Source organism: Flavobacterium kochi, assembly GCF_048286715.1.
Lineage (GTDB): Bacteria > Bacteroidota > Bacteroidia > Flavobacteriales > Flavobacteriaceae > Flavobacterium.
Map to the genome: position 1 here is coordinate 217388 of NZ_JBLVPW010000003.1, position 26018 is coordinate 243405.

The 26018-nt window shown below is 34.8% G+C and carries 27 protein-coding genes; 21 read left to right on the plus strand and 6 right to left on the minus strand.

The genetic code is table 11. The annotated features are described in order from the left end of the window. Positions 1-111 precede the first annotated feature (111 nt). From ACNQGH_RS04545 to ACNQGH_RS04575, 7 genes are all read left to right on the plus strand, one after another. Positions 112-879 (plus strand): hypothetical protein, encoded by a 768-nt coding sequence (locus ACNQGH_RS04545; RefSeq protein ID WP_417954790.1) that lies wholly within the window; start codon positions 112-114, stop codon positions 877-879. Then, positions 866-1594 carry a carboxypeptidase-like regulatory domain-containing protein gene (locus ACNQGH_RS04550; protein WP_417954791.1) on the plus strand — a complete coding sequence of 243 codons (729 nt, stop codon included), beginning with the start codon at positions 866-868 and terminating at the stop codon, positions 1592-1594. Before ACNQGH_RS04545 ends, ACNQGH_RS04550 begins: the two co-directional genes overlap by 14 nt. Further along, a complete protein-coding gene (locus ACNQGH_RS04555; protein WP_417954792.1) occupies positions 1584-2333 on the plus strand; it encodes a hypothetical protein in 750 nt (249 codons plus the stop codon). Before ACNQGH_RS04550 ends, ACNQGH_RS04555 begins: the two co-directional genes overlap by 11 nt. Continuing rightward, the gene (locus ACNQGH_RS04560; protein WP_417954793.1) at positions 2330-2833 is read left to right on the plus strand and encodes a DUF6702 family protein; all 504 of its coding nucleotides are present in this window, start codon (positions 2330-2332) and stop codon (positions 2831-2833) included. Before ACNQGH_RS04555 ends, ACNQGH_RS04560 begins: the two co-directional genes overlap by 4 nt. Positions 2834-2894: 61 nt before the next feature. After that, positions 2895-5138, plus strand: a complete 2244-nt coding sequence (locus tag ACNQGH_RS04565; protein ID WP_417954794.1) for a M1 family metallopeptidase — start codon at positions 2895-2897, stop codon at positions 5136-5138. Positions 5139-5247: 109 nt separating this feature from the next. Continuing rightward, positions 5248-5649 carry a Sec-independent protein translocase subunit TatA/TatB gene (locus ACNQGH_RS04570; protein WP_417954795.1) on the plus strand — a complete coding sequence of 134 codons (402 nt, stop codon included), beginning with the start codon at positions 5248-5250 and terminating at the stop codon, positions 5647-5649. Beyond that, complete coding sequence (locus tag ACNQGH_RS04575; RefSeq protein WP_417954796.1) at positions 5649-6245, plus strand: phosphatase PAP2 family protein; 597 nt, start codon at positions 5649-5651, stop codon at positions 6243-6245. The genes ACNQGH_RS04570 and ACNQGH_RS04575 overlap by 1 nt, the downstream gene beginning before the upstream one ends. A gap of 2 nt (positions 6246-6247) precedes the next feature. On the opposite strand, the gene ACNQGH_RS04580 is transcribed toward ACNQGH_RS04575, so the two are convergent. Beyond that, positions 6248-6889, minus strand: coding sequence for an O-methyltransferase (locus tag ACNQGH_RS04580; protein ID WP_417954797.1), 642 nt, complete (start codon positions 6887-6889; stop codon positions 6248-6250). A gap of 81 nt (positions 6890-6970) precedes the next feature. Between ACNQGH_RS04580 and rlmN the strand changes: the two genes are divergently transcribed. After that, positions 6971-8014, plus strand: a complete 1044-nt coding sequence (gene rlmN / locus ACNQGH_RS04585) for a dual-specificity RNA methyltransferase RlmN (RefSeq protein WP_417954798.1) — start codon at positions 6971-6973, stop codon at positions 8012-8014. A gap of 67 nt (positions 8015-8081) precedes the next feature. Here rlmN and ACNQGH_RS04590 read toward each other — a convergent pair whose 3' ends face one another. Continuing rightward, positions 8082-8963, minus strand: a complete 882-nt coding sequence (locus ACNQGH_RS04590) for a hypothetical protein (RefSeq protein ID WP_417954799.1) — start codon at positions 8961-8963, stop codon at positions 8082-8084. Positions 8964-9258: 295 nt separating this feature from the next. Here ACNQGH_RS04590 and ACNQGH_RS04595 point away from each other — a divergent pair, with 295 nt between their 5' ends. From ACNQGH_RS04595 to dnaG, 5 genes are all read left to right on the plus strand, one after another. Then, complete coding sequence (locus ACNQGH_RS04595; protein ID WP_417954800.1) at positions 9259-10236, plus strand: polyprenyl synthetase family protein; 978 nt, start codon at positions 9259-9261, stop codon at positions 10234-10236. A 148-nt stretch (positions 10237-10384) separates the two neighbouring features. Continuing rightward, the gene (locus ACNQGH_RS04600) at positions 10385-10945 is read left to right on the plus strand and encodes an RNA polymerase sigma factor (RefSeq protein ID WP_417954801.1); all 561 of its coding nucleotides are present in this window, start codon (positions 10385-10387) and stop codon (positions 10943-10945) included. Beyond that, positions 10932-11624: a hypothetical protein gene (locus ACNQGH_RS04605; RefSeq protein WP_417954802.1), complete on the plus strand. Its 693-nt coding sequence runs from the start codon at positions 10932-10934 to the stop codon at positions 11622-11624. Before ACNQGH_RS04600 ends, ACNQGH_RS04605 begins: the two co-directional genes overlap by 14 nt. Positions 11625-11656: 32 nt before the next feature. Then, positions 11657-12697 carry a hypothetical protein gene (locus ACNQGH_RS04610; protein ID WP_417954803.1) on the plus strand — a complete coding sequence of 347 codons (1041 nt, stop codon included), beginning with the start codon at positions 11657-11659 and terminating at the stop codon, positions 12695-12697. A 132-nt stretch (positions 12698-12829) separates the two neighbouring features. Then, on the plus strand, positions 12830-14806 hold the full coding sequence (gene dnaG / locus ACNQGH_RS04615) for a DNA primase (RefSeq protein WP_417954804.1): 1977 nt from the start codon (positions 12830-12832) through the stop codon (positions 14804-14806). Here the strand turns inward: dnaG and ACNQGH_RS04620 are convergent. After that, positions 14803-15432 (minus strand): response regulator transcription factor, encoded by a 630-nt coding sequence (locus ACNQGH_RS04620; RefSeq protein ID WP_039108911.1) that lies wholly within the window; start codon positions 15430-15432, stop codon positions 14803-14805. The two genes, dnaG and ACNQGH_RS04620, sit on opposite strands and share 4 nt — an antisense overlap. Before the next feature lie 106 nt (positions 15433-15538). Further along, entirely contained in the window at positions 15539-16330 is a 792-nt protein-coding gene (nadE, locus tag ACNQGH_RS04625; RefSeq protein WP_417954805.1) for an NAD(+) synthase, read from the minus strand. A gap of 98 nt (positions 16331-16428) precedes the next feature. Here nadE and gldB point away from each other — a divergent pair, with 98 nt between their 5' ends. Together gldB and gldC are read left to right on the plus strand one after the other, a co-directional pair. Continuing rightward, positions 16429-17385, plus strand: coding sequence for a gliding motility lipoprotein GldB (gene gldB / locus ACNQGH_RS04630; protein ID WP_417954806.1), 957 nt, complete (start codon positions 16429-16431; stop codon positions 17383-17385). Continuing rightward, positions 17385-17720 carry a gliding motility protein GldC gene (gene gldC, locus ACNQGH_RS04635; RefSeq protein ID WP_417954807.1) on the plus strand — a complete coding sequence of 112 codons (336 nt, stop codon included), beginning with the start codon at positions 17385-17387 and terminating at the stop codon, positions 17718-17720. Before gldB ends, gldC begins: the two co-directional genes overlap by 1 nt. Positions 17721-17808: 88 nt before the next feature. Here gldC and yihA read toward each other — a convergent pair whose 3' ends face one another. Continuing rightward, positions 17809-18429 carry a ribosome biogenesis GTP-binding protein YihA/YsxC gene (gene yihA / locus ACNQGH_RS04640; protein ID WP_417954808.1) on the minus strand — a complete coding sequence of 207 codons (621 nt, stop codon included), beginning with the start codon at positions 18427-18429 and terminating at the stop codon, positions 17809-17811. A 33-nt stretch (positions 18430-18462) separates the two neighbouring features. Then, on the minus strand, positions 18463-19236 hold the full coding sequence (locus tag ACNQGH_RS04645; protein WP_417954809.1) for an alpha/beta fold hydrolase: 774 nt from the start codon (positions 19234-19236) through the stop codon (positions 18463-18465). 381 nt (positions 19237-19617) lie between these two features. Here ACNQGH_RS04645 and mraZ point away from each other — a divergent pair, with 381 nt between their 5' ends. The 6 genes from mraZ to mraY are packed head-to-tail and all read left to right on the plus strand — an operon-like array spanning position 19618 to position 26018. After that, positions 19618-20091 (plus strand): division/cell wall cluster transcriptional repressor MraZ, encoded by a 474-nt coding sequence (gene mraZ / locus ACNQGH_RS04650; protein WP_417954810.1) that lies wholly within the window; start codon positions 19618-19620, stop codon positions 20089-20091. Then, positions 20066-20974 (plus strand): 16S rRNA (cytosine(1402)-N(4))-methyltransferase RsmH, encoded by a 909-nt coding sequence (gene rsmH, locus ACNQGH_RS04655; protein WP_417954811.1) that lies wholly within the window; start codon positions 20066-20068, stop codon positions 20972-20974. The genes mraZ and rsmH overlap by 26 nt, the downstream gene beginning before the upstream one ends. Before the next feature lie 6 nt (positions 20975-20980). Beyond that, a complete protein-coding gene (locus tag ACNQGH_RS04660; protein WP_417954812.1) occupies positions 20981-21328 on the plus strand; it encodes an FtsL-like putative cell division protein in 348 nt (115 codons plus the stop codon). Further along, positions 21319-23322 (plus strand): penicillin-binding protein, encoded by a 2004-nt coding sequence (locus ACNQGH_RS04665; protein WP_417954813.1) that lies wholly within the window; start codon positions 21319-21321, stop codon positions 23320-23322. The genes ACNQGH_RS04660 and ACNQGH_RS04665 overlap by 10 nt, the downstream gene beginning before the upstream one ends. After that, on the plus strand, positions 23319-24782 hold the full coding sequence (locus ACNQGH_RS04670; protein ID WP_417954814.1) for a UDP-N-acetylmuramoyl-L-alanyl-D-glutamate--2,6-diaminopimelate ligase: 1464 nt from the start codon (positions 23319-23321) through the stop codon (positions 24780-24782). Before ACNQGH_RS04665 ends, ACNQGH_RS04670 begins: the two co-directional genes overlap by 4 nt. Before the next feature lie 6 nt (positions 24783-24788). After that, the gene (mraY, locus tag ACNQGH_RS04675; RefSeq protein ID WP_417954815.1) at positions 24789-26018 is read left to right on the plus strand and encodes a phospho-N-acetylmuramoyl-pentapeptide-transferase; all 1230 of its coding nucleotides are present in this window, start codon (positions 24789-24791) and stop codon (positions 26016-26018) included.

Below are 26018 nucleotides of genomic sequence, written 5' to 3' on the forward strand. Positions count from 1 at the left end.
TGTGTTTTACTTTTTTTAATTAACATATTTTTACCAAGGCGTTAGTAATTAATTTTGAAGGGAGTAAGATACTTTTACAGAATCCAGTAATCGAAATTTGATTGGCATCTGATGAGTAGAGTTGTTTTTATTTTTTTTATTTTAGTTGCTGCTAAAGCCGTTGCGCAAGAGCCTGTTCCCGTTAAACTAAACGGAAAAGTTAGCGCTGATATGGCAGAGCCAGAAGGTATTTATGTTATTAATTTAAAAACCGAAAAAGCGGCAATTACTCAAAAAGAGGGTTATTTTTCGATACCCGCTGTTGTAGGGGACACACTTATGTTCTCGGCAGTGCAATTTAAGGGAATCCGGATTGTCCTGACCCAAAACCATTTTGAAAATAATTTTCTTTTTGTAAAAATGGAGCCCATCATGAATCAATTGAAAGAAGTTATCGTTAGAAGAGGTTATGATAATATCAATGCGGTTTCGCTTGGGATAATTCCAAAAGGGCAAAAATCCTACACAGTGGCAGAACGTAAATTGTATACCGCAACAGATCTTAATGCCTCTGCAAGTTTGTCCGGAATGGCTGGCGGTTCAATTTCAGCTGATCCATTACTCAACTTTCTTTCCGGCAGAACTGGGAAGCTCAAAAAACAACTGGAAGTGGAGAAAAAAGAGTCTTATTTAAAACAATTGGAGCGACTGTTTGATATGGATCATTTTGTGAATAAATTAAAAATCCCTTCTGAATATGTAAAAGGATTCGAATATTTTGCGGTTGAAAACACTAAATTCACGAAAATTTTGGATTCAAAGAATGTAACAACGATTGAATTTTTATTGGGCGAATTAGCTACAAAATATAACGGAATAATTGCCAGTGAAAATAAATAATACACTACTGCTGATTTTACTTTTTATTTCTGGTATCACTATTGGTCAAACCAGGATTGGAAAAGAAATTCGGGGAAAAATCACTACCGATACCATCGCTGTTGAAGGAATAAACATTGTAAATTTATCCACTGAAAAAGCCACCGTAACGGATAAGAATGGATTGTTCACGCTATTTGTAAAAGAGGGCGATGTTTTGGTTTTTTCTGCTGTAAATCTTGTAACTTTACATAGAAGAACAAGTAAACAGGATTTGGTGCAGGATATTCTTAAGGTTCATATGGCTCTTAAAAGCATTGAACTTAAAGAAGTTGTTGTCAACGAAAATTCACAAATAACGGCTGAGAACTTGGGGATCATTTCTTATGATCAAAAAAAATATACGCCAGCAGAAAGAAAATTATACACCGCAACTTCAGGTGGTGGAATCGATGGGTTGCTAAATACTATTTCGGGCCGCAAAGCGATGCTTAAAAAAGAAATGGTAGTAGAGTATAAAGAACAGTCATTGAATCGACTTGCGCCGCTTTTTGAAGATAAATATTATACCGAAACCTTGAAAATTGCTGCTGATTATATCAAAGATTTTCAATATTATTGTGTTGAGGATGCCAATTTTACCGCGGCATTGAAATCTAGAAATAAAACATTAATTATGTTTTTGATTGTTGGATTGTCTGAAAACTATAATAAAATCATTACAGATGAAAAATAAAATCGTAATACTGGTTTTGTGTTTGTGTTGTCAATTTTGTTTTAGTCAATTGACAAGAAAAACATTGTATGGTCAAGTGGTAAATGATTCAATCAGATTGGAAAATGGTCTTGTTTTTAATGTGAATTCTAAGACGGGAACCGTTATAAACCAAAAAGGGTTTTTTAGTATTTTGGCAAAAGCCAAAGACACATTGGTTTTTTCCGGCTTAGCCTTTAAATCCAAGAAAATAGTTCTTACGGAAAAAGAAATGACAATTCCGTTATTAAGAGTGAAATTGAATGCCTTTGTCAATCTGTTGCCAGAAATATTGGTTTCCGGAAAGAACCTAAACCCAATTTCAGGGAATTCTCAAAAGTATGTCGATAGGCAATATTTTGACGATGCAAAATCATCTCCAAAAAACAGGACGATGCCACCCGATGGAACTATTGAAAACGGAATGGACTTTGTTCGAATTTACAAAGATGTATTAAAAGTTTTAAGGAAAAACAATCCTGAAAGAACTGATTTTACAAGTGATAAAAGCTTTACTGAACAGGTAATGAAAAGAGTGAGTTATTCGTTTTTTACAAACACTTTGAAGTTGAACGATGACGAAATTGGCCTTTTTCTTATTTTCTGTGAGAATGATTCTCAGTCAAAAAATGTTATGAAGCCTGAAAAAGAATTTCAATTAATAGATTTCCTGATTACCAAAAACAAAGAATTTAAAACAATCACTACTTTTGAAAAATGAAAAAAGCAATCGGATCTATTTTTATTGGAATTTTATTTATGTGTATAACTGCTTTTGGCGTCCATAAATTTTATATGGCGGTATATCAGGTTAATTATGCTCCCGAAAAAAGAATGCTTCAAATTACATCTCGTATTTTTGTTGATGATCTGAATAAAGCGTTAGAGAAAAAGTACAATAAAAAACTGTATTTGGGAACCGAAAAAGAATCAGCTGAAGAAATGCTTTTACTAAAGAAGTATTTTTTGGAGAAATTTTCCGTAAAAGTAAATGGGCAAACCAGGGCTGTTAATTTTTTGAGTAAAGAGCTGGAAGGTGATATTCTTATTTGTTACTGTAATGTAAAGGAAATCGGCAAGATTAATTCACTTGAAATTTTTAATTCGGTTTTGATAGATTGGAATACGGAACAGCAAAATATCACTCATGTCACGGTGTTAGGCGATAAAGAAAGTGTGCTTTTTACCGATTCTAACAGGAGTGAAATGTTAAAATATTAACAAAACACAATAAATTTGTTGAAAATCATTATTTTCGCCCTTAAATAATTGCATTCAGCATATGAAAAAAATCACTTTGTTATTTATTTTTCCAGTAATTCTCTTTGCGCAAGAAAAGACCAGTACAGTAAGCCCGAAACAATCAGGAAAGTACGACACCAACAAATTTAGTCAAATGTATGATTTATTGGCAACGCCCAATATGTTTCGTACTGCATCTGGGGCTCCAGGGCCGGCTTATTACCAACAACAGGCTGATTATAAAATAGACATAGCGCTAGATGATAAAAATGCAAGGTTGAGCGGATCGGAAACGATAACTTATACTAACAATTCTCCGGATAGTTTAGAATATCTATGGCTGCAATTAGATCAAAATCAAGCTGCAAAAAACTCACAATCTCCGTTGGCTGAAAACGAGAAAATTGAGCAAGTATTACCTGCTGAAAAGTTTGCAAATCAATATTTAAAACAAGGATTGGATCGTGGATTTAAAATTGAATATGTAAAAGATGCAAAAGGAAATCCTTTGTCTTATACTATAAATCAAACCATGATGCGTGTTAATCTGGTTACTCCTCTTAAACCTGGAGAGAAATTTATATTTTCAACTAAATGGTGGTACAATATCAATAATTACATTAAGGATGGCGGTCGTTCCGGTTATGAACCATTCGAGAAAGAAGGGAATAAATTGTACGTGATTGCCCAATTTTATCCTAGAATGGCAGTTTATAATGATGTGGAAGGCTGGCAGAATATGCAATTTTGGGGAGGTGGAGAATTTGCATTGCCTTTTGGAAATTTTGATGTCAATATTACTGTTCCTGCCGATCACATTATGGACGCAACGGGAGAATTGATCAATAGAAGCGAGGTGTTTACACCAGCTCAGGTAAAAAGATATGAACTGGCTCAAAAATCATTTGATAAACCGGTTGTTATTGTAACTCAGGCTGAGGCTGAACTTGCTGAAAAAGGATTTTCTGATAAGAAAAAAACATGGAAATTTAGTGCTAAAAACGTGAGAGATTTTGGAATAGCGACTTCAAGAAAGTTTATTTATGATGCTATGGCCGTGCAACTGGGTACCAAAGTTGTAATGGCAGAATCTGTATATCCTAAAGAGGCGAATCCGCTTTGGGGAGAAACTTCTACACGCATGGTTGCGCATACCTTAAAAAGTTATTCTTCGCATACTTTTGATTATCCCTATCCAAAAGCAGTATCCGTTTCGGCAGAAGATCAGGGAATGGAATATCCTATGATTTGTTGGAATTATGGTCGTCCGGACGAAAACGGAGTAACTAGCGAGCGTACTAAAAATGGAATGATAGGAGTTGTAATTCATGAAGTGGGTCATAATTTCTTTCCTATGATTGTAAATTCTGATGAACGTCAATGGACTTGGATGGACGAAGGATTGAACTCGTTTATGCAGTATATGGCTGAACAGGAGTTAGGAACTAATTTTCCTTCTAATCGTGGAATTCCCAGTAAAATTGTTCCTTACATGAGTGGTGATCAAAAATTCTTGGAGCCTATTATGTCTAACTCGGAGAATATAATTCAGTTTGGCAATAATGCGTATGGAAAACCGGCAGCAGGACTTAATATTTTGAGAGAAACCATTATGGGAAGAGAATTGTTTGATCATGCTTTTAAAGTATATGCAAACCGATGGAAATTCAAGCATCCTACTCCGGAAGACTTTTTTAGAACAATGGAAGATGCTTCAGCGGTAGATTTGGACTGGTTTTTCAGAGGTTGGTTTTACTCTACGGATTTTGTTGATATTGGTATAAATGAAGTAAAACAATATTATGTCTCTGAAACTCCAACGGCAGATTTAAAAGATGCCAAAGTAAGAAAAGGACGTTTCGGTTTGGATAAAGGCCCATTTGTATATTTAATCTCGGATAAAAACGGAGAATTAAAGGCATCAGATAAAAAAGCTTTGAAAACGGAGGAAGTAAAATTGCTTTCAGAATATATAGACCAAAACCTTACAGCCGAAGAAAAGGCAGCGTTACGAACACCTAAATATTTCTATGAGGTTGAGTTTAATAAACCAGGAGGGATGTTGATGCCTATTCTGGTTGAAATTACGTATGAGGACGGAACCATTGAAAATTTCAAATATCCGGCTCAAATTTGGAGAAAAAACAATGATACGGCCAAAAAAGTATATGCCACTGAAAAAGCAATTAAAAAAATTCAGATTGATTCAAAACTTGAAACCGCTGATATTGATCTAACCAATAACAGTTGGCCAAAATCGGAAGTGAAATCAAAATTTGATTAATAATAAATAACATAAAAAAGACTCCAAAAACGGAGTCTTTTTTTATGAAAAAATTAAAATACAGCGATTCAAAAATTGATATATTTGTATCCAATAAAAATCTAAAATTATGTTTGGTATAGGTGGAGGCGAATTAATTTTTATAATGTTTATTGTACTCATGCTTTTTGGCTCAGACAAAGTGCCTGAAATAGCGCGTACAATGGGAAAAGCGATGGCGCAAATAAAAAATGCTACCAACGATATAAAAAGTGAAATTCAAAAAGGAGCAGAATCTAATGGTTTTGATACAAAATCATTGAGCGATATAAGAGGTAGTATTACTTCGGAAATTAATAAAGCTAAGGATAATCTTTTGGGAGAGACCAACTCATTGACTGGCATTACAGGAAATATAACGTCAGAAATCAATAAAGCCAAAGACAGTCTTTTGAGCGAAACAACAACTCAGGTAGAAAAAACAAAAGAAGAAATTGACAATAGTACGGGACCGATAAAACGTCAAATGTAATGTTGGAAAAAATTCTGTCTCTTGATACCGAGTTATTTATTTTTCTTAATGGTCTGGGTTCTGAAACCTATGATGGATTGTGGTTGTTTATTACCAAACAAAGTAATTGGATTCCGTTATTTTTACTGTTAGCCTACCTGCTTTATAAAAAATTGGGCGCAAAACAAACGCTCTATATGCTTTTGTTTATTGCTGTTTTGGTGACAATTACAGATCAAACGGCCAATTTGTTCAAAAATGAATTTCACCGATTGCGACCGTGTAATAATCCACAGATAAATTCATTTATACGCGTGGTACAAATTCGTAATTCCTTTAGTTTTTTCTCCGGACATGCAGTAAATTCTATGGGGGTAGCTACTTTTTTATTCTTCAATTTTAAACACAAAATTAAATATTTTGGCTTGCTGTTTTTATGGCCATTGATATTTTCCTACAGTCGCATCTATTTGGGGTTGCATTATCCGTTAGACATTTTGACTGGCTTTTTCTTCGGATTTATTTTTGGCTTTTTAATGTTTAGGATATATAAAGCAGCGCAGTTTAAATATTTTCCTCGAAATGATAGGACTGAGAAACTACCGCTGGACTCTTAAATCTAAAGAACCAGACTCACAGTCAACCCATCGCGAATAGGCAATAAGACCGTTTCTACTCGGGGGTCGCTTGCTAACAGGTTGTTGTATTCCAATAATATTTTTGTGCTCAGGTCTTTAGGGTTCAACGGTTCAAGAACTTTGCCACTCCACAACACATTATCCGATAAAATAATTCCGCCTTTATTCATTTTTGGAACAATCAATTCAAAATAGTTGAGGTAATTTTCTTTATCGGCATCAATGAAAACCAAATCAAATTTCGTATTAAGGGTTGGAATAATAGCAGTTGCTTCTCCAAGGTATTGAAAAATTTGTTTGCCCCAAGGCGATTTGTCAAAATGTTTGCGCTGAAAATCCACCAATTCTTCTTTGATATCAATGGTATGCAGCGTTCCTTTTTCTTGCATGCCTTCACACAAACACAAGGCAGAATAGCCTGTGTAAGTTCCAATTTCAAGAATATTCACCGGCCGAATCAATTTCGACAGCATACTTAAAACGCGACCTTGAAAATGTCCGCTTAACATGCGTGGTAATAGAATTTTTTGGTAGGTTTCTTTATTTAGTGCTGCCAATAATTTAGGCTCTTTCTCCGAATGTTGCGCTATATAATCTTCTAATTCTTGGGAAATAAAATGCATTTTTTGATTTTTTTTCAATTGAAAGCAAAGTTATCAAATTATCAAATCAACAAATCAACAAATTGTCATTAAATTTGCACCATGCAAATGGAGAAAAAAGACATACGAGCCTTATCAAAAGAACAATTACGTGAATTTTTTGTCGCTAATAACGACAAAGCCTTTCGTGGGAATCAGGTTTATGAATGGTTGTGGAGCAAAGGTGCGCACAGTTTTGAAGATATGACCAATGTTTCTAAGGGAACGCGTACTATGCTTGAAGCTAATTTTGTGATCAATCACATCAAAGTAGACACCATGCAGCGCAGTGAAGATGGGACCGTGAAAAATGCGGTTCGTTTGCATGATGGTCTGGTTGTTGAATCCGTTTTGATTCCAACGAATACTCGAACAACAGCTTGTGTTTCCAGTCAGGTGGGTTGTAGTCTGGACTGTAATTTTTGCGCTACGGCACGATTAAAAAGAATGCGAAATTTAGAGCCAGCCGAAATTTATGATCAGGTAATTGCCATTGATAAAGAAAGCCGTTTGTATTACAATCATCCGTTGTCAAATATTGTTTTTATGGGAATGGGGGAGCCGTTGATGAATTACAACAATGTGTTGAAAGCGATCGAAATGATTACCTCACCAGAAGGTTTGGGGATGTCGCCCAAGCGAATTATGGTTTCGACTTCGGGAGTCCCTAAGATGATTAAAAAACTCGCTGATGACGAAGTAAAATTCAAATTGGCAGTTTCCTTACATTCTGCAATTGATGAAATCCGTTCCGGAATAATGCCTTTCAGTGAAAATTTCCCTTTGGCAGATTTACGGGAGTCATTAGAATATTGGTACCGAAAAACCAAAAGTAAAATCTCTTACGAATATGTGGTATGGAAAGATATCAATGACAACAAAGCCTCAATAGATGCCTTAGTGAAATTCTGTAAATATGTTCCCTGTAAAGTCAATTTGATAGAATACAATCCAATTGATGATGGAGAATTCCAGCAAGCCTCGGAAGAGTCCATCAATGCTTACATCAAAGCACTTGAAGCCAGCGGTATTGTTGTGAAAGTACGACGTAGCCGAGGAAAAGATATAGATGCTGCTTGCGGTCAGTTAGCCAATAAAGAAGCATAAAATAAAGCAAAAAAAAGAAGTTCAATTTGAACTTCTTTTTTTTGCTTTATGTATTTTGGTAAGCCTTTTAATGACTTAACGTAATTTGAGTTGCTGTACCACCGTCAATGGATAGCATGGCTAAATTGTCACAATCACCTGTTCCGTAGTCAATTGTTGCATAGTGTGAATTTTTTGAAATTTTCACTATTCCAGAAACAGGAAATGGCATAGGGACTTGCATAAAACTACAAGCGGTTTTATGAACTAGTGGTGTTGCAGATGCTATTAAAGAAGTAAAAACAGTTCCATTCGGGTGTGTTGTTGTAAAGGTACCGTAAGTTGAATATACGTCATCAGTCGGGCTTAAACGGGTTAAAAACCCAGCAGTCATTTCTCTTACGTGATCTCCGTTACGAGTGTAAACTCCAGCTGTTGCAGTTAGTTTCATACCAGTCATGGTAAATGTGGTTTTTGGATGTAAATTGTCTCCGGTACCTACCATTTCTCTTTTCCAGGTTGATGTACCTTCTAATTTTTTTTCATTTATATAAAAATTATTATAGGTAACAGTCATGATTTTAGGAAAAGTGGTTCCAATAGTTCGGGTTAAAACAATTTGCCCTTTTAGTGAATGTCCTCTAAACACACAGGCAGAAGTTGTAGTGCCAAAAGTAATAGTGATGACCCTAACAGAAACGGTTGACCCTAAATCACTGATTGTTGCGCAGCCAGGCAATAATGAATAGTAATTTCCAGCGATTTTTCCAGTTGAAGAGCCTTCGCTTACTTCGTATTGATTATCAGCAATAAGCGATACATCGTCGATGGCAGTATCCATTTCTTGATTACCGGCAACATCGTTACTGGTTACAGGTGTTTCAGTTGTCGAAGAATTAGAGTCCTGTGTACAGCTTGTGAATGAAAGAATACTCAAAATCATTCCAAATAGTAGAAATTTTTTTTTCATAATAAATAGGTTTTAGGTTAAAACTTTGCTTTATAAAAGCATAAATGGTGTAATTGGGGCACAATTAGGCGATAAAAATACAAAAAAATCGCTTAGATCGATATCATTTCATACGTTTAGTTTTTGAAGCGCACTATTTATAGTTTTATAAGTCATGCGACGTAGTTAATTTATCGGGATTGGGTTCTTTATAAAACAGGAATTCAAATTGATTTTAAATAGAGGAGTAAAAAAAATATATAACTGCAGGAAATAGATAAAGGTTTTTATTTAAAATAGTATATTTGAAATCTAAATGAATGTCACCTCTAAAATAAAACAGCCGATTTTCGATGAAATGGAACTTTTTGAAAAAAAGTTCTACGAATCAATGACTTCAAAAGTGGCTTTGTTAAATAGAATCACCTATTATATTGTAAACAGAAAGGGAAAGCAAATGCGTCCCATGTTTGTTTTTCTTACTTCCAAAATGGTTTCGGAAGGTGTTGTAAACGAAAGAACCTATCGTGGGGCTTGTGTTATTGAGCTGATTCATACTGCAACATTAGTTCATGATGATGTGGTGGATGACAGCAATCGTCGAAGGGGTTTTTTCTCGATCAATGCACTTTGGAAAAATAAAATTGCCGTTTTGGTTGGGGATTATTTGTTGTCTAAAGGATTGTTGCTTTCTATCGATAATGGAGATTTTGATCTGCTTCGGATTATTTCTGTAGCCGTACGTGAAATGAGTGAAGGCGAGTTACTCCAAATAGAAAAAGCGCGAAGACTTGATATCACAGAAGCTATTTACTACGAAATCATTCGAAAAAAGACGGCAACACTTATTGCTGCCTGTTGTGCGCTTGGTGCAAGATCAGTTATTGAAGATGAAGTTCAGGTGGAGAATATGCGAAAATTTGGAGAGCTCATCGGAATGGCTTTTCAAATAAAAGATGATTTATTCGATTATACGGATGAAGCGATTGGAAAACCAACAGGGATTGACATCAAAGAACAAAAAATGACTTTGCCTCTTATTCATGTTTTGAATACCTGCAGCTCAAAAGAAAAAAGCTGGTTAATCAATTCCATCAAAAACCATAATAAAGATAAAAAACGGGTGAAGGAAGTTATTGCTTTTGTGAAAAACAATAATGGGTTACTTTATGCGGAAAAAAAAATGATCGAATTCCAACAAGAAGCGCTTTTGCTTCTAGATAATTATCCTGATTCTGACTTTAAAGAAGCATTGGTTTTGATGGTAAATTATGTTATTGAAAGAAAAAAATAATTTTTTTTAAAATAATTTTATTTCATAAGCCATTGATTTTAGTGGCTTTTTTTATTTTCGAAAGATAAATTCGAAAAATTCTGAAGTTAGGATGCAACCTTTTCGCATCATTAATCGTCTATGCTAATAGAAACACTTTATAAAGATTTTGAAAGTAATCAACTTACATCAGGAGGAAAATGAATTAATCCAATTAGCTGTCGCAAGCAATCGGCAGGCGCAGCAAAAGATTTATACCCAGTTTTCTCCAAAAATGTTAAGTGTTTGTCGTCAATATATAAAAGACATTCATCAGGCCGAAGATATCATGATTACCGCTTTTATGAAAGTTTTTACTAATCTTAAAAATTTTCAGCACAAGGGAAGTTTCGAAGGCTGGATTAGAAGAATTGTGGTGAACGAATGCATTTCTTTTATTAGGATCCAAAAAAAGGTGAAATATATTGAGGACGAAGTCTGTTTTGAAGAAAGTTTCAATAACATTGAAAGCCAGTTTTCAATTGATGCTATACAATTTTTGATAGACAGCTTACCGGATGGGTATAAAATGATTTTCAATTTATATGCGGTGGAAGGATACAAACATCAGGAAATTGCCAGTATGTTAGGGATTAATGAAGGGACGTCAAAATCGCAGTTGTCCCATGCCCGAAAAATGTTGCAGGGACAGATTAACAAGTTGAAAAATTACGATAATGGAACCGAATAAATTAGAAACACAGTTCAGAGAGCAATTGAATTCTCGAGAGATTAAACCATCAGAAATGGCTTGGGACAAATTGGATGCCCTGCTTACGGCTGCTGAAAAACCAAAAGCAAAGTTTTCCTGGATGTATATTGCTGCAAGTATATTGGGGTTTCTGCTGTTGGGGACAGTTTACCTTAGTCAAAATGAAAATGAAATTGTAAAACAAAAAAAGGAGGTTGTGATTCAGAATTCACTTACTCCTACAGCGACTGTAATTCCGGGCAATGCTCTTAATCCGAAAACAGAAGAAAGAAAAAGTGTAGTTACCCTTGTCGTTCAAAAAACAAACTCAAAAAACAACAGTACTTCTAAATTAAAAGAAGAACCAATAGTCATTAGCAATAAATCGAATCAAAATCAAGTAGCAGAAGTTTCAATCATTAATCAAAAAACAGCACAAAAATCAATCAAACAAAAGGCCAGTACCCTTACAGTTGACCAGCTGTTAGCAGCTGTTGAAAATCCTTCGAAAAAAGAAAAACAATTGAATCAAAAACCGGTTGTACATGTGGATGCAAATAATCTGCTTTCACAGGTAGATGGAGAATTGGAGCTTTCTTTTCGGGAAAAAGTAATCAAAAAGGTAGGTAAGAATTACCAAACAGTAAAAGTAGCGTTGGCAAATCGCAACTTAGAATAAAAATCATCAATCATCATTAAAATCAAATCATCATGAGAAATTTTACCATTTACCTAGCGCTACTTTTATGCCTTTATGCCAGCAAAATGCTCGGACAGGAAACTTTTGAAAAACGAGCAAAGGATATCGCTTCAAAAATCGAAACGATTACAAAAGAAGAAAAAGCAGCTTTGAAAACAGAAGTTGAAGCAGTTAACAATCAATTAATAAACGGCACAATTTCCAGAGAAGAAGCGGAGAATAAAAAGAAATTATTGGCAGAAGCAAGAGCAATAAATATTGAATCGAAAGTAGCACAGGAACAGGAAAACTTAAAAAATTTAGTTCAGGAAAAAGTGGACGGAAAAATTAAGGAGCGAGATTCTACCAGAAAATTTACCGTTTCTTTTCACGGAATAAATCCTAAGCATAATTGCAAGGACAGTATTCAGAGTGAAAAAAGAACAACTTCACAGTTTGTTTTTGCTATGGGTTTAAATAATTTAGTTGAGGACGGAAAAATTCAGGATGGGGATTATAGATTTCTGGGTTCTCATTTCTACGAATCAGGAGTTACCTATAACACCAGAATTGCCAAAAATAATAACCTGCTTCATGCTAAATATGGTTTGTCAGTGATGTATAATAATCTTCGTCCCACAGACAATCGTAATTTTGTAGTGAATGGTAAGCAGACTAATCTGGTGGTGAATCCTGTTGATTTAAAGGACTCTCGCTTTAGGAATGTGTATCTCGTGGCGCCAGTACATTTAGAGTTTGATTTTTCAGGAAAAAAAATGAAAGAGGACAAACCATTTTTTAAAACACATCAAAGTTTTCGTCTTGGTTTAGGTGGTTATGCCGGTATCAACTTGAAATCAAAGCAAATTATCACCTATGATGATAATGATCTGAAAACAGTGCAAAGAACCAAAGGCGATTTCAATACCAATAAATTTATTTATGGCTTGAGTACTTATATTGGTTATAAAGAAACCAGTTTGTATTTGAAATATGATTTGAATCCTTTGTTTAAAGACAATGTGGTGAAACAAAATAACGTTTCTTTAGGATTGCGTTTCGATTTGAATTAAAATTTGTTTGAATTAGTTTTATACTTTAAGAGGTGCTTCGAAAGAGGCGCTTTTTTTATTTTAGATAGTGAATTATGAATTTTGATTTGTGTATTTTTGTACCCTTTTCAATTATTAAATAGTATATAAATTTTGATTTCAAAAGCCACTATAGATATCGTTTTCGAAACTGCTCGTGTAGAGGAGGTTATCGGTGATTTTGTACTATTAAAGCGTGCCGGAAGTAACTTCAAAGGATTAAGTCCTTTTTCGGAAGAGCGATCTCCATCGTTCATGGTTTCTCCCGTGAAGCAAATTTGGAAGGATTTCAGTTCCGGAAAAGGCGGGAATTCAGTGGCTTTCTTGATGGAACACGAACATTTTACCTACCCGGAAGCCATTCGCTATTTAGCCAAAAAATACAATATCGAAATTGAAGAAACGGAGCAGACTGATGAAGAAAAAGCCAATACTGATGTTCGGGAAAGCATGTATCTGGTTTCGGAATTTGCAAAAAACTATTTTCATGATACGCTTTTGAACTCTGAAGAAGGCAAAGCCATTGGGTATTCTTATTTCAAAGAAAGAGGTTTTACCAATGAAACCATAAAGAAATTTGGATTGGGTTATTCTCCGGAAACCTGGGATGCTTTTACTAAAGAAGCTTTAGGGAAAGGATATAAATTAGAGTTCCTTGAAAGTACCGGTTTGACAATTGCCAGAGAAGACAGACCATTTGACCGTTTTAAAGGACGCGTTATGTTTCCGATACAAAGTATGTCTGGAAGAGTGCTGGGTTTTGGAGGCCGTATTCTTACTAATGATAAAAAAGCAGCAAAATATCTGAATTCTCCAGAAAGTGACATTTACCATAAAAGTAAAGTTCTTTATGGGATTTTTCAAGCCAAACAATCAATTGCTAAGCTTAACAACTGTTATTTGGTTGAAGGATACACGGATGTGATTCAGTTCAACCAGGCTGGAATTGAGAATGTGGTTGCTTCCTCCGGAACAGCTCTTACACCAGACCAAATCCGGTTAGTTAACAGATTGACAAAAAATATTACGGTCCTCTTTGATGGGGATGCAGCGGGTTTACGTGCGTCAATTCGAGGAATCGATTTGATTCTTGAGGAAGGAATGAATGTGAAAGTATGTGCTTTTCCTGACGGGGAGGATCCCGATAGTTTTGCCAAAAAGACATCTTATGATGATTTAGTTTTATATCTCGAAAATAATGCAAAAGATTTTATTCAGTTTAAAGCGTCGCTTTTAATGAATGAAGCCAAGAATGATCCCATAAAAAAAGCCGATTTAATCCGGGATATGGTTTTGAGTATTTCTAAAATTCCGGATCGTATTCAGAGGGAAATTTACATTCAGGAATGTTCCCGAATCATGGATATTTCGGAGCAGGTTCTGGTTAGTACTTTAGCGCAGTTAGTTCAAAAAGATGTTTCTGAGGTTGGGAAAAAGCAAAAACAGGAGCAAAACGCTTTTGAGGTTGTAAAAGATGAGAATCCGGCTGAAGCTGAAAAAGTTGATATTCTCTATCGTTTAGAGCGAAAAATTATCGAGATTCTTTTATTGTACGGAAATAAAACAGAAGAATTTGAAGATACTTTTTTGAAGACCAATGAGGATGGTGAAATTGAGAATGTTTTAGAAAAAAAAGAATATAAAGTCTATCAGAGAATTTATTTGAGTTTACAGGAAGATGAGGTTGAATTAGCCAATCCGTTGTTTCGGGACATATTCAATGATTTAATAAATTTCTACCATCAGAATGAAAACTTTAGTTTAGAGCAATATTTGATGCATTTGCAATCAGATTTTGCACAAGAGGTAACTGATATTTTGATGGAAGATGAAAGGGTTGTTTTACACAATTGGGAAGGGCAGAATATTTTTCCAAAGTCGAAAAACGATACAATAGTTCAGAATGTTTCCGAGACTATTTTAAGCTTGCGATGGTATTTAGTAGGCAGAATCATTGAAGAATTAAAAAGCTCTGTGTTATCGGACGTAAATTCAGATAATACAGAGCCCATCTCTATGATTATGGATTACAATATGTTAATCCATTCGTTTTCAAAAAAATTAGGAAGAGTAATGTCTAGGTATTACTAAACAATTTCTAATGTTTTTGCTTTGTTTACTAAATCCACTAAATTGGTAACATTTAGTTTTGTTAACAATCTTAATTTGTAAGTACTGATTGTTTTTTCGTTGAGTTTTAGAATTTCTGCTATTTCATGATTCTTTTTTCCATCACTTAAATAGCGTAATACTTCTACCTCACGGTTGGAAAGCTTTCGATACAATCGTTCGCTTTTGCTTTGTTTTGCAATTAATGCCAGGTTTTTCTTAACGGTTTCGTTGATAATTATCTTTCCTTGATGTACTTTGATAATAGAAATCCCTAAAGTTTCCAGTTTTTCTTTTTTGTGAATAAACCCGGAAACGCCAGCTTTTATAGCATTTGGTGCATAAATTTGTTCAGAAAGACCACTGAATATAATAATTTTTGTTTTTGGAAAGTTTTTTAAAACTGATTTTACTTCAAAAATACTTGAAAGCCCCTCTAATTCCAAATCCAAAATTAATACATCAATCTCTTTGGTAAGCAGTATATCCCGAACCATCAAAAAATTACCAACGTTGGCAACTATTGAAATTTCAGCATGATCTTTAAAGTAAGATTTTACTCCAAAATGCACTACGGGATAATTGTCGGCTAAACATACTTTAATCATGGTATTTAATTTGTTTAAGTGTTGTTTATCTTTTGGATAGTAAATTTAATAAAAAAATTCTGTAATTAATTGAAAATCAATATAAAATATGGTTTTTTTTAGAAATTTATATTAAGCAAACTGGTATTGCATTCATTTTGTGTTTGTTGGCAGAATTTAATCGTTTGTAAATTTCAAAAATTACCTTTTCTCTGCCCGTAAAGTCATTTACTGATTTTCCTGACTCATCCTGATTCATTGCCCATTCCAGCTCATCATAACTGGCTCCCAACTGATCCTCATCAGTTCTTTCGTCACCAAATAATCCGTCAGACGGGGATGCTTTTAAAATCGAATCAGGAACTTCTAAATAAGCTCCTAAACTGTAAACTTCAGATTTCATTAAATCGGCAATAGGACTCAAATCGACTCCGCCATCACCGTATTTAGTGAAAAAACCAATACCAAAATCTTCTACTTTATTTCCTGTGCCAGCAACTAATAAGCCATAAATACCGGCGAAATAATACAAGGTGGTCATTCGTAAACGTGCGCGTGTATTAGCTTGAGATAGATGGAGCTTATGTATGTCAACATTATCCGGGACTATTTTTTTGAAACTTTCAAAAACGTAAGTCAAATCGGCTTCAACACTTGATACATTTGGAAATCTGTTTTTTAATTGTTCAATGTGTTCACGACCACGAGTGACATGGCTATGCGGCTGGTGAATCGGCATTTCAACACATAAAACTTGTAATCCGGTTTGTGCGCACAATGTAGAAGTGACTGCTGAGTCCACCCCTCCTGAAATTCCGATGACAAATCCGTTAACTTTGGCGTTTTCTGCATAAGTTTTTAACCAATTTACTATATGAGCATTCACTTTTTCGACTTGAATTGTACTTTTTTTAGTCATAATAGTTTACGTTTTAAAAAGCAGGAATGTATATTTGCAAACTAAAGTAGTTGCCATTCGTTTCCTTTGTTCTTAGGAAACAAATTTAATTAATAAATATGAAAAAAAATCTATTTTTTGTAGCCTTTTGTCTCTTTTTTTTATCCTGTGAGAAAAAAAATAAGATAGAAAATGCCGTTGCTGCAATTCCTTTAGAACTCAAAGTTGTGCGCTTTGACAAAATATTTTTTGAAACTTCCCCGAAAGATTTAGAAAAAGTAAAGAAAGAGTTTCCTTTCTTTTTTCCGGCAGGAAATGACGACAGTGTATGGTTAAATAAAATGCAGGATCCGATATGGAAAGAGTTGTATACTGAAGTTCAAAAAAAGTATGCTGATTTTGAACCTGTGAAAGTTGAACTAGAATCACTATTTAAGCATATTAAATATTATTTTCCTCAGACAAAAACGCCAAAAGTTATTACTGTAATCTCTGAAATGGATTATAAGAATAAAGTGATTTATGCCGATAGTCTGGTAATTATTTCGCTTGAATTGTATTTGGGAAAAAATCATAAATTTTATCAATTTCCAAATTATATAAAACAAAATTTTGAGCAAAGACAGATCATGCCGGATGTAGTTTCGAGTTTTTCATCACGTAAAATTGCTCCTGTTGCCGATAAAAGTATGCTAAGTCAAATGATTTATTTTGGGAAACAGTTGTATTTAAAAGACTTACTTTTGCCAAATTACAGTGATGCAGAAAAAATGGGATATACTCCTGAACAAATTAAATGGTGTGAAGAGAATGAAAGTTACATGTGGCGTTATTTTATCGAAAAAGAAATGCTCTATAGTGATGATCAAAAGCTAATGCCACGATTTATTAATCCAGCCCCATTTTCTAAGTTTTATTTGGAAATTGATAATGAATCGCCAGGACAGGTAGGTGCCTGGATAGGTTGGCAGATGGTACGGTCTTATATGAAAAATAATGAGGTGCCTATAGCTGATTTGTTGAAAACCGATGCCAAAGAAATATTTATGAAATCAAAATACAAACCTAAAAAGTAATGTCAAATCAAAATACCTCAGAAATTAAGTTTCTAATCGAATTAGACGATAACCGTGTTCCGGAAAAATTAATGTGGTCTGCCAAAGACGGTGGAGTGGATCAGGAAGAAGCGAAAGCTATTATGCTGTCCATTTGGGACAGTAAGGTAAAAGAAACGATGCGTATCGATTTATGGACTAAAGATATGCCGGTTGATGAAATGAAAATTTTCTTTCATCAAACTTTGGTTGCTATGTCTGAAACGTTCAAACGTGCTACTGATGATGAGAAAATGGCGGACACCATGAAAGATTTCTGTGATTATTTTGCCGAAAAATTGGAGTTAACGAAATAAAGTAAAGTTTTGTTCCAAATGAAAATCCCAAAACTAATTGTAGTAAGTTTTGGGATTTTTATTTTTAAAAGGGGATCAGTAGTGTTTTCTAAAACTGGCTGTTGTTTTTGAAGACTTCCTGATTTACTTCATCAATATAGCTTAATAATTCTTCTTTTCCGGTCGATTCTGTAGCAGAAGTAACAAAATACTGAGGCATTTCGGCCCAGTTGTTTGCAAACATTTTCTTTTTGTATGCTGCAATATGGGAATCGATTTTTACTTTGCTGATCTTGTCAGCTTTGGTGAAAACGATGCAAAAAGGAATTTCGCTTTCGCCCATATAAGACATAAATTCGATATCTATGGTTTGTGCCTCATGACGAATATCAATCAAAACAAAAGCACACACCAGTTGCTCTCTGGTTTCAAAATAATCCGTAATGAATTCTTGAAAAATAGATTTCGTTTTTTTAGAAACTTTAGCGTAGCCATAACCGGGTAAATCGACCAAGAACCAATTACTATTGATTAAAAAATGATTAATCAGCTGTGTTTTTCCTGGTCTTCCAGATGTTTTAGCTAACTTCTTTTGATTCGTCAGCATGTTTATCAACGAGGATTTTCCAACATTTGATCGGCCTATAAAAGCATATTCCGGCAAAAAGTCTTTGGGACATTTGGCCACATCGGAATTACTGATAATAAATTCGGCGGTATTAATTTTCATTTCTTTTAGGTGTAAAAAATTCTTCTTTTAAGATTAGTGTACTGCTAAATGGGTATGGGTTAGCCAATCCTCTAACAGACGATTAAACTCGTCCGGATGTTCCATCATAGCAGCATGGCCACATTTGTCTATCCAGTATAAAGTTGAATTAGGTAATAATTTGTGAAACTCTTCCGCAACATCAGGCGGGGTAACTTTGTCATTTTTTCCCCAAATAATACAGGTTTGAACATGCATTTTTGGTAAATCTTTTGCCATATTATGACGAATGGCACTTTTGGCAATCGTCAGTGTTTTTATCAATTTTATTCTGTCATTTACTGATTCGTAAACTTCATCGATAAGTTCTTTTGTCGCTATCTTTGGATCATAAAATACGTCCTCAGCTTTTTTCTTGATATATTCGTAGTCCCCTCTTTTTGGATAGCTATCGCCCATGGTGCTTTCATACAGCCCTGAACTTCCGGTAATTACAAGTCCGGATACTTTTTCAGGATACATTTTAGTATGGTACAAAGCGATGTGACCACCTAATGAATTCCCCAAAAGGATTACTCTTTCTAATCCTTTGAATGTAATGAAATCCTTAACGTATTTTGCGAAACTTTTTACATTCGTTTTTAAAATATTCTGACTGTATATCGGTAAATCTGGAATGATTATTTTGTATCCTTTTGTAGAAAAGTACTGTGCAACAGCATCAAAGTTGCTAAGTCCTCCCATAAGTCCATGTAAGATTACAATTGGAGTTCCTTCACCAGCTTCATAATAGCTGTATCTACCTTCTTTTTTATAGTGTTTTTCCATTTTTTTTGAATCCGGATTTTCAATTTCGACAAATATAGGATTTAATAAATAAAAAAGAATTTTTACAACAATTTTTAATTGTAAAATAATAGCAGCTGATGTAAAAATGCGTCTCTTTTTCTTTACTTTTTTTGATTCTGGATTTTAATTATTTCACTTTTCGCAGTAGTATTTTAAATCGAAATTTCATTGTGTTTAGCCTCCTTTTTTTTATAACATTATCTTTCTTACAAATAAAATGGAATGAAGGTAACGTTCTGATTGTCCAAAAATTAAGGGTTTTTATTCAAAAGTGGTTAAACTTATTAACAAAGTGGTATATAGTGGTAAATTGTGGTAATATTTTTTATATTTTTGCTCAACATCTTTTAAACTTTTTACTTGGATACAATTATTGGAACATATGAATGTAAAGTTGATGCCAAAGGAAGGTTGCTGTTGCCAGCGCCTTTGAAAAAGCAATTGGCTTCTTCTCTTCAAAACGGTTTTGTTTTGAAGCGTTCCGTATTTCAGCCCTGTTTAGAGTTGTATCCTATGCAGGAGTGGGATCTGATGATGCAAAAAATCAATAAACTGAATCGATTTGTAAAGAAAAACAATGATTTTATCCGCAGGTTTACCGCTGGGGTAAAGGTGGTTGAAATTGATGCTTTAGGTCGGTTGTTAGTGCCTAAAGATTTAGTGGCTTTTGCAAGTATTGCTAAAGAAGTAGTGTTTTCATCGGCAGTGAATATTGTTGAGATTTGGGATAAAGATTTGTACGAAAAATCAATAAATGGTGAAGATGTTGATTTTGCAGATTTGGCAGAGGAAGTAATGGGAAATATAAATGACGACGACAATGGAATATCATAATCCGGTTTTGCTTCAGGCATCAGTAGATGGTTTAAATATTAAACCAGACGGCATTTATGTAGATGTAACTTTTGGTGGTGGAGGCCATTCAAAAGAAATTTTGAAAAGATTGGGGCCATGCGGAAAGTTGTTTGCTTTTGATCAGGATGAAGATGCTTTGGCGAATGCCTTGCCAGATGAAAGATTTGTTCTCATCAATGAAAATTTCCGTTTTATAAAACGGTTTTTGCGTTTTTATGGGGTGAAAAGTGTTGACGGAATCTTAGCTGATTTAGGTGTTTCATCACATCAGTTTGATGTTGCGGAAAGAGGTTTTTCTACTCGTTTTGATGCAGAATTAGATATGAGAATGAGTCAGAAAAATGATTTGAATGCGTATCGGGTCGTCAATGAATATGATGAAGCTAATTTAAGAAGGGTGTTTTTGGATTATGGTGAATTAAAAAATGCGCCCGCTATAGCACGAGTGATTCTGGAAGCAAGAGAAGTTGAACCTATTAAAAATACGGAGCAATTAAAAATGGTTTTAGGCCGTTTTTTGCCGGCTCATAAAAGCCATAAAATCCTGGCTCAAATGTATCAGGCCATTCGTATTGAGGTGAATCAGGAAATGGATGTTTTGAAAGAATTTTTGGAGCAATCCTTAGAGATATTAAATCCAGGTGGTCGATTAAGTGTGATCTCTTACCATTCTTTAGAAGACAGACTAGTAAAAAGATTCATGAAAAATGGAATGTTTGAAGGCGAACCGGAGCGTGATTTTTTTGGTAATTTTTCGGTTCCGTTTAAAACTGTAGGAAAATTAATTGTGCCGGATAACGCTGAGATAAAAGAAAATAATAGAGCAAGGAGTGCCAAATTAAGAATAGCTGAAAAGATATAATTGGTTATGAAAAATGGAGTTTACAGTCTGTTAAAGGCTAGATTTCTCATCGATGATGACGCTGTTAAAAACTGGCGATTCATCGTTTTTGTAATTGTTTTGGCGATTGTTATGATTGCTAATACACAACGGTTTGAGCAAAAAGTATTTAAGATTGCCGAGTTGACCAATCAGGTCAAAGAGTTGCGTTCTGAATTTGTTGACAGACGTTCTGAATTAATGAAATTAAAAATGGAATCGACTGTTTCTGAAAAAATGGTGGAAAAACAAATTTTTCCATCGACAGTTCCTCCAGTTAAAATCAAAGTTAAAAAAGAAGAAGAAAAAAGCTTTTTCAAAAAAATATGGCAGTAGAAGATAAATACATATCGTACAGAATTTATCTGGTTGCATTCGCTATCTTTTTGATGGCCATTGCGATTGCTGTAAAATTGACTAATATTCAATGGGTCGAGGGTGATTATTATAGAAAATTAGCCAAAGAAAGAACCGTTAGAAATTTTGTTATTCCTGCTAATAAAGGCAATATTTATTCTGCTGACGGAAGTCTTTTGGCGACTTCTATTCCTAATTATGAAATTCGATTTGATGCCGTGGCTCCAAAACCAGAAGCATTCGAAAAAAATGTTAAGTCATTGTCAGATTCATTGGCTTTAGTTCTGGGAAAGCCCTCCAATTTTTTCCAAAATGAATTGAGAAAAGCCAGAGCAAACAAGAATAGATATTATTTAGTTGCACGCAATTTAAGCTATACCCAGTATTTTAAAATAAAGGGGTTTCCTTTATTTAATTTGGGCGCTTTTAAAGGTGGAATTATAATCGAACAGGAAACCGTAAGAAAACATCCGATAGGTAAAATTGCGGAACGAACCGTTGGTTATGAGAGAACTTCTAAAGGTGTGTCACTCGATGGAAAAGGAATTGAATGGGCTTTTAGAAAGTATCTGAACGGTAAAGACGGGAAAATTTTAAAACAAAAAATCGCAAAAGGACAGTGGAAACCGATCCGTGATATCAATGAAGTTGATCCGCAGGATGGTTATGATGTTGTCTCAACAATTGATGTTTATATTCAGGATATTGCACATCATGCTTTGCTAAAACAGCTGGAATTATATCAGGCAGATCATGGTTGCGTAGTGGTAATGGAAACCAATACAGGTCATGTGAAAGCGATTTCAAATTTAGGAAGAGGTACTGATGGGACGTATTACGAAACAACCAATTATGCGGTTGCGGAATCTCACGAGCCAGGTTCTACCTATAAATTAACGGATTTAATGGCGCTTCTTGAAGATAAAAAAGTGGATACCAGTGCGGTTTATGATAGTAAAGGTGGCGTTGTGGTTTACTCTGGAAGAAAAGTTCGGGATTCACATGAAGGGGGTTACGGGAAAATTTCTTTAGCAAGAGGTTTTGAACTTTCATCGAATACGGTCATGGTTCAAGCCGTTTATAATAGTTATAAAAATGAGCCTTCAAAATTTGTAAATCATCTTAATAATTTTGGATTAAATAAACCTTTGGGACTTTCGATCAAAGGGGAAGGTCGTCCCTATGTTCCGCAACCGAGTGATAAAAACTGGTCCAATATTTCACTTCCCTGGATGGCTTTTGGGTATGGAGTTTCTATTACGCCAATGCAGACATTAGCCTTTTATAATGCGGTTGCCAATAATGGAGAAATGGTTAAACCCCAGTTTGTTTCTGAAATTAAAGAATGGAACAAAACAATTAAAAAATACGATAAGGAAGTTTTGAATCCTAAAATATGTTCGCAGGAAACTATTTTGAAATTGAAAGCGATCTTATTGAATGTTGTTAAAAAAGGTACAGCCTCTAAGCTTTATTCTAAAGATTTTTCCATGGCCGGAAAAACAGGAACAGCTGCGGTAAATTACGCAAAAGACGGCGGTTCAGGTAAATATTATGCATCATCATTTGTTGGGTATTTTCCAGCAGATCATCCTAAATATTCTTGTATAGTTGTGGTACACAAACCCAGTACTGCTTTAAATAATTATTACGGAGCAGATGTGGCAGGTCCGGTTTTCAAACGTATCGCACAAAAGATTTTTACCGATGCTCCTTCAACCAATGAGATTAAAAATTTAGATAGAAAAATACAAAAACAAGAACGCAATTACGATTCTTATTTTGTTAAGTCGCAAAAGAAAGAGCAGTTAATTCCTAACGTTAAAGGGATGTCAGGAATGGATGCAGTGGCCTTATTGGAAAATTTAGGGATAAAAGTAAAAGCTATCGGCGTTGGGAAAGTGAAAAAACAATCGCTTCAGGCTGGACAAAATATAGTTAGAAACACAACAATTTTATTAGAATTATCGTGAAAATCTTAAAAGACATATTGTATAAAGTAGCTATCGAAGCCGTAAAAGGTTCGACGGATATCGCTATAAACAAAATGGATTTCGATTCTAGAAAAATCGAAGCTAATGATGTTTTTATTGCTATTCGTGGTTCCATTTCAGATGGACATGACTTTATAGAAAAAGCGATTCAGCAAGGAGCGGTGGCAGTTATTTGCGATACATTTCCGAAGGATATTGCAAAAGGAATTACCTATGTTCAGGTAAAAGATACGAATTCGGCCTTAGCATTTATGGCTGCAAATTATTTTGGAGATCCTTCTCAAAACTTAAAATTAATTGGAATTACCGGAACGAACGGTAAAACGACAATAGCTTCTTTGCTGTATCAATTGTTTAAAAAAGCAGGGTTTAAAGTCGGGTTACTCTCCACAGTGAAAATTTTGGTTGATGATCTCGAATATAAAGCAACGCACACCACTCCTGATTCGATTACAATAAACCATTATCTAAAAGAAATGGTGGGGAGCGGTGTTGAATACTGTTTTATGGAAGTGAGTTCTCATGGGATTCATCAAAAAAGAACAGAAGCATTACACTTTGTAGGCGGTATTTTTACCAATTTGTCTCACGACCATCTGGATTACCATCCGACATTTGCAGAATATAGAGATGTAAAAAAATCGTTTTTCGATAATTTACCGAAAACGGCATTTGCATTGTCCAATATTGATGATAAAAATGGACAGGTGATGTTGCAGAATACTGTGGCAAAGAAACGAACGTATGCTTTAAAAACCTACGCCGATTATAAAGCACAAATCCTTGAGAATCAATTATCAGGTTTGTTGTTGAAAATAAATGGAAATGAAGTTTGGGTGAAACTGATAGGGACGTTTAATGCTTATAATTTATTGGCTATTTATGGAACTGCGATTGAATTAGGGATGGAAAGCATGGAAGTGCTTCGATTGTTATCAGATTTAGAAAGTGTTTCAGGACGTTTTCAATTTATTGTTTCAAATTCTAATATTACAGCAATTGTAGATTACGCCCATACGCCGGATGCCTTAGAAAATGTGCTGAAAACAATCAATGACATTCGCACAAAAAACGAGCAATTGATAACAGTTGTAGGTTGTGGTGGCAATAGAGATAAGACGAAACGCCCAATTATGGCTGGGATTGCATCTGAGCTGAGTGATAAAGCAATTTTCACTTCCGACAATCCAAGAAACGAAGATCCGGAAGCTATTATTACTGAAATGGAGCAAGGTGTAGCCCCTCAGAATTATAAAAAAACGTTGACTATAACGGACAGAAAGCAGGCTATAAAAACGGCTTGCCAATTGGCTCAGCCAAATGATATTATTTTAATTGCCGGAAAAGGGCATGAGACGTATCAGGAAATAAATGGCGTTCGTCACGATTTTGACGATATGAAAATAGTTAAAGAAATATTAGATCAACTTCATAAATAGAAAAATATGCTGTATTACTTATTTGAATATTTAGACAAGACATTAGATGTTCCCGGAACAGGCGTTTTTCAGTACATTACTTTTAGATCTGCATTGGCATTGATGCTTTCTTTATTGTTATCTACTATTTATGGAAAAAGAATAATTCGTTTCCTGCAAAGACAACAAGTGGGAGAAACGGTTCGTGAGCTTGGTCTGGCAGGTCAAAATGAAAAAGCAGGGACGCCAACAATGGGAGGTTTAATCATCATATTTGCCACTCTGGTGCCTGTTATCCTTTTTGCAAAGCTGCATAATATTTATATCGTTTTATTGATTGTTACCACACTTTGGATGGGAACGATTGGTTTTATAGATGATTATATTAAAATTTTCAAAAAAGATAAAGAAGGACTAAAAGGGATTTTTAAGGTTGTGGGACAGGTGGGTCTGGGCCTGATAGTAGGGATCGTTCTTTATTTTAGTCCGGCAGTTACCGTTCGTACCGATACAGCGAAATCGGATCTTTTTAAAGCACCAACAGAAACCGTTATTGCCCCTGCTCCAGTTGAAGAAAAATCTACGGCAACTACGATTCCTTTCTTTAAAAATAACGAATTTGATTATGCCGAATTATTAGCATGGACAGGTGACGGGTATGAAAAATGGGCTTGGTTGATTTTTATTCCAGTGGTTATTTTTATAATTACTGCGGTTTCCAATGGCGCTAATTTAACGGATGGTATTGATGGACTGGCTGCAGGGACTTCCGCTATTTCAGTTCTAGCATTGGGAATATTTACATTCGTTTCGGGTAATATTATTTTTTCTAATTATTTGAATATTATGTATATCCCTAATTCGGGAGAAATGACTGTTTTTATCGCTGCTTTTGTAGGATCATTGATTGGGTTTCTTTGGTATAATTCCTATCCGGCATCTGTTTTTATGGGTGATACCGGAAGTTTGACTATTGGAGGAATTATTGCAGTTCTTGCAATTGCAGTCCGAAAAGAAATGTTGATTCCATTATTGTGCGGAATTTTTCTTGTCGAGAATCTGTCAGTTGTTTTACAGGTAAGTTATTTTAAGTATACCAAAAAACGCTTTGGCGAAGGGCGAAGAATATTTCTGATGTCACCTTTGCATCATCATTATCAAAAGAAAGGATATCACGAAAGTAAAATCGTAACACGGTTTTGGATTGTTGCTATAATGCTGGCCATATTATCAATCGTTACTTTAAAATTAAGATAA

What these genes read in the sequence shown, in the direction of transcription:
- ACNQGH_RS04575 (WP_417954796.1), top strand. Translation starts at nt 5,649, where the DNA reads ATGTTGGAAAAAATTCTGTCTCTTGATACCGAGTTATTTATTTTTCTT.
- ACNQGH_RS04555 (WP_417954792.1), top strand. Translation starts at nt 1,584, where the DNA reads ATGAAAAATAAAATCGTAATACTGGTTTTGTGTTTGTGTTGTCAATTT.
- mraY (WP_417954815.1), top strand. Translation starts at nt 24,789, where the DNA reads ATGCTGTATTACTTATTTGAATATTTAGACAAGACATTAGATGTTCCC.
- rlmN (WP_417954798.1), top strand. Translation starts at nt 6,971, where the DNA reads ATGCAAATGGAGAAAAAAGACATACGAGCCTTATCAAAAGAACAATTA.
- ACNQGH_RS04560 (WP_417954793.1), top strand. Translation starts at nt 2,330, where the DNA reads ATGAAAAAAGCAATCGGATCTATTTTTATTGGAATTTTATTTATGTGT.
- nadE (WP_417954805.1), bottom strand. Translation starts at nt 16,330, where the DNA reads ATGACTAAAAAAAGTACAATTCAAGTCGAAAAAGTGAATGCTCATATA.
- rsmH (WP_417954811.1), top strand. Translation starts at nt 20,066, where the DNA reads ATGACGACGACAATGGAATATCATAATCCGGTTTTGCTTCAGGCATCA.
- ACNQGH_RS04590 (WP_417954799.1), bottom strand. Translation starts at nt 8,963, where the DNA reads ATGAAAAAAAAATTTCTACTATTTGGAATGATTTTGAGTATTCTTTCA.
- ACNQGH_RS04610 (WP_417954803.1), top strand. Translation starts at nt 11,657, where the DNA reads ATGAGAAATTTTACCATTTACCTAGCGCTACTTTTATGCCTTTATGCC.
- ACNQGH_RS04565 (WP_417954794.1), top strand. Translation starts at nt 2,895, where the DNA reads ATGAAAAAAATCACTTTGTTATTTATTTTTCCAGTAATTCTCTTTGCG.
- ACNQGH_RS04580 (WP_417954797.1), bottom strand. Translation starts at nt 6,889, where the DNA reads ATGCATTTTATTTCCCAAGAATTAGAAGATTATATAGCGCAACATTCG.
- ACNQGH_RS04660 (WP_417954812.1), top strand. Translation starts at nt 20,981, where the DNA reads ATGAAAAATGGAGTTTACAGTCTGTTAAAGGCTAGATTTCTCATCGAT.
- ACNQGH_RS04645 (WP_417954809.1), bottom strand. Translation starts at nt 19,236, where the DNA reads ATGGAAAAACACTATAAAAAAGAAGGTAGATACAGCTATTATGAAGCT.
- gldB (WP_417954806.1), top strand. Translation starts at nt 16,429, where the DNA reads ATGAAAAAAAATCTATTTTTTGTAGCCTTTTGTCTCTTTTTTTTATCC.
- ACNQGH_RS04595 (WP_417954800.1), top strand. Translation starts at nt 9,259, where the DNA reads ATGAATGTCACCTCTAAAATAAAACAGCCGATTTTCGATGAAATGGAA.
- ACNQGH_RS04620 (WP_039108911.1), bottom strand. Translation starts at nt 15,432, where the DNA reads ATGATTAAAGTATGTTTAGCCGACAATTATCCCGTAGTGCATTTTGGA.
- ACNQGH_RS04570 (WP_417954795.1), top strand. Translation starts at nt 5,248, where the DNA reads ATGTTTGGTATAGGTGGAGGCGAATTAATTTTTATAATGTTTATTGTA.
- gldC (WP_417954807.1), top strand. Translation starts at nt 17,385, where the DNA reads ATGTCAAATCAAAATACCTCAGAAATTAAGTTTCTAATCGAATTAGAC.
- ACNQGH_RS04605 (WP_417954802.1), top strand. Translation starts at nt 10,932, where the DNA reads ATGGAACCGAATAAATTAGAAACACAGTTCAGAGAGCAATTGAATTCT.
- ACNQGH_RS04665 (WP_417954813.1), top strand. Translation starts at nt 21,319, where the DNA reads ATGGCAGTAGAAGATAAATACATATCGTACAGAATTTATCTGGTTGCA.
- yihA (WP_417954808.1), bottom strand. Translation starts at nt 18,429, where the DNA reads ATGAAAATTAATACCGCCGAATTTATTATCAGTAATTCCGATGTGGCC.
- ACNQGH_RS04545 (WP_417954790.1), top strand. Translation starts at nt 112, where the DNA reads ATGAGTAGAGTTGTTTTTATTTTTTTTATTTTAGTTGCTGCTAAAGCC.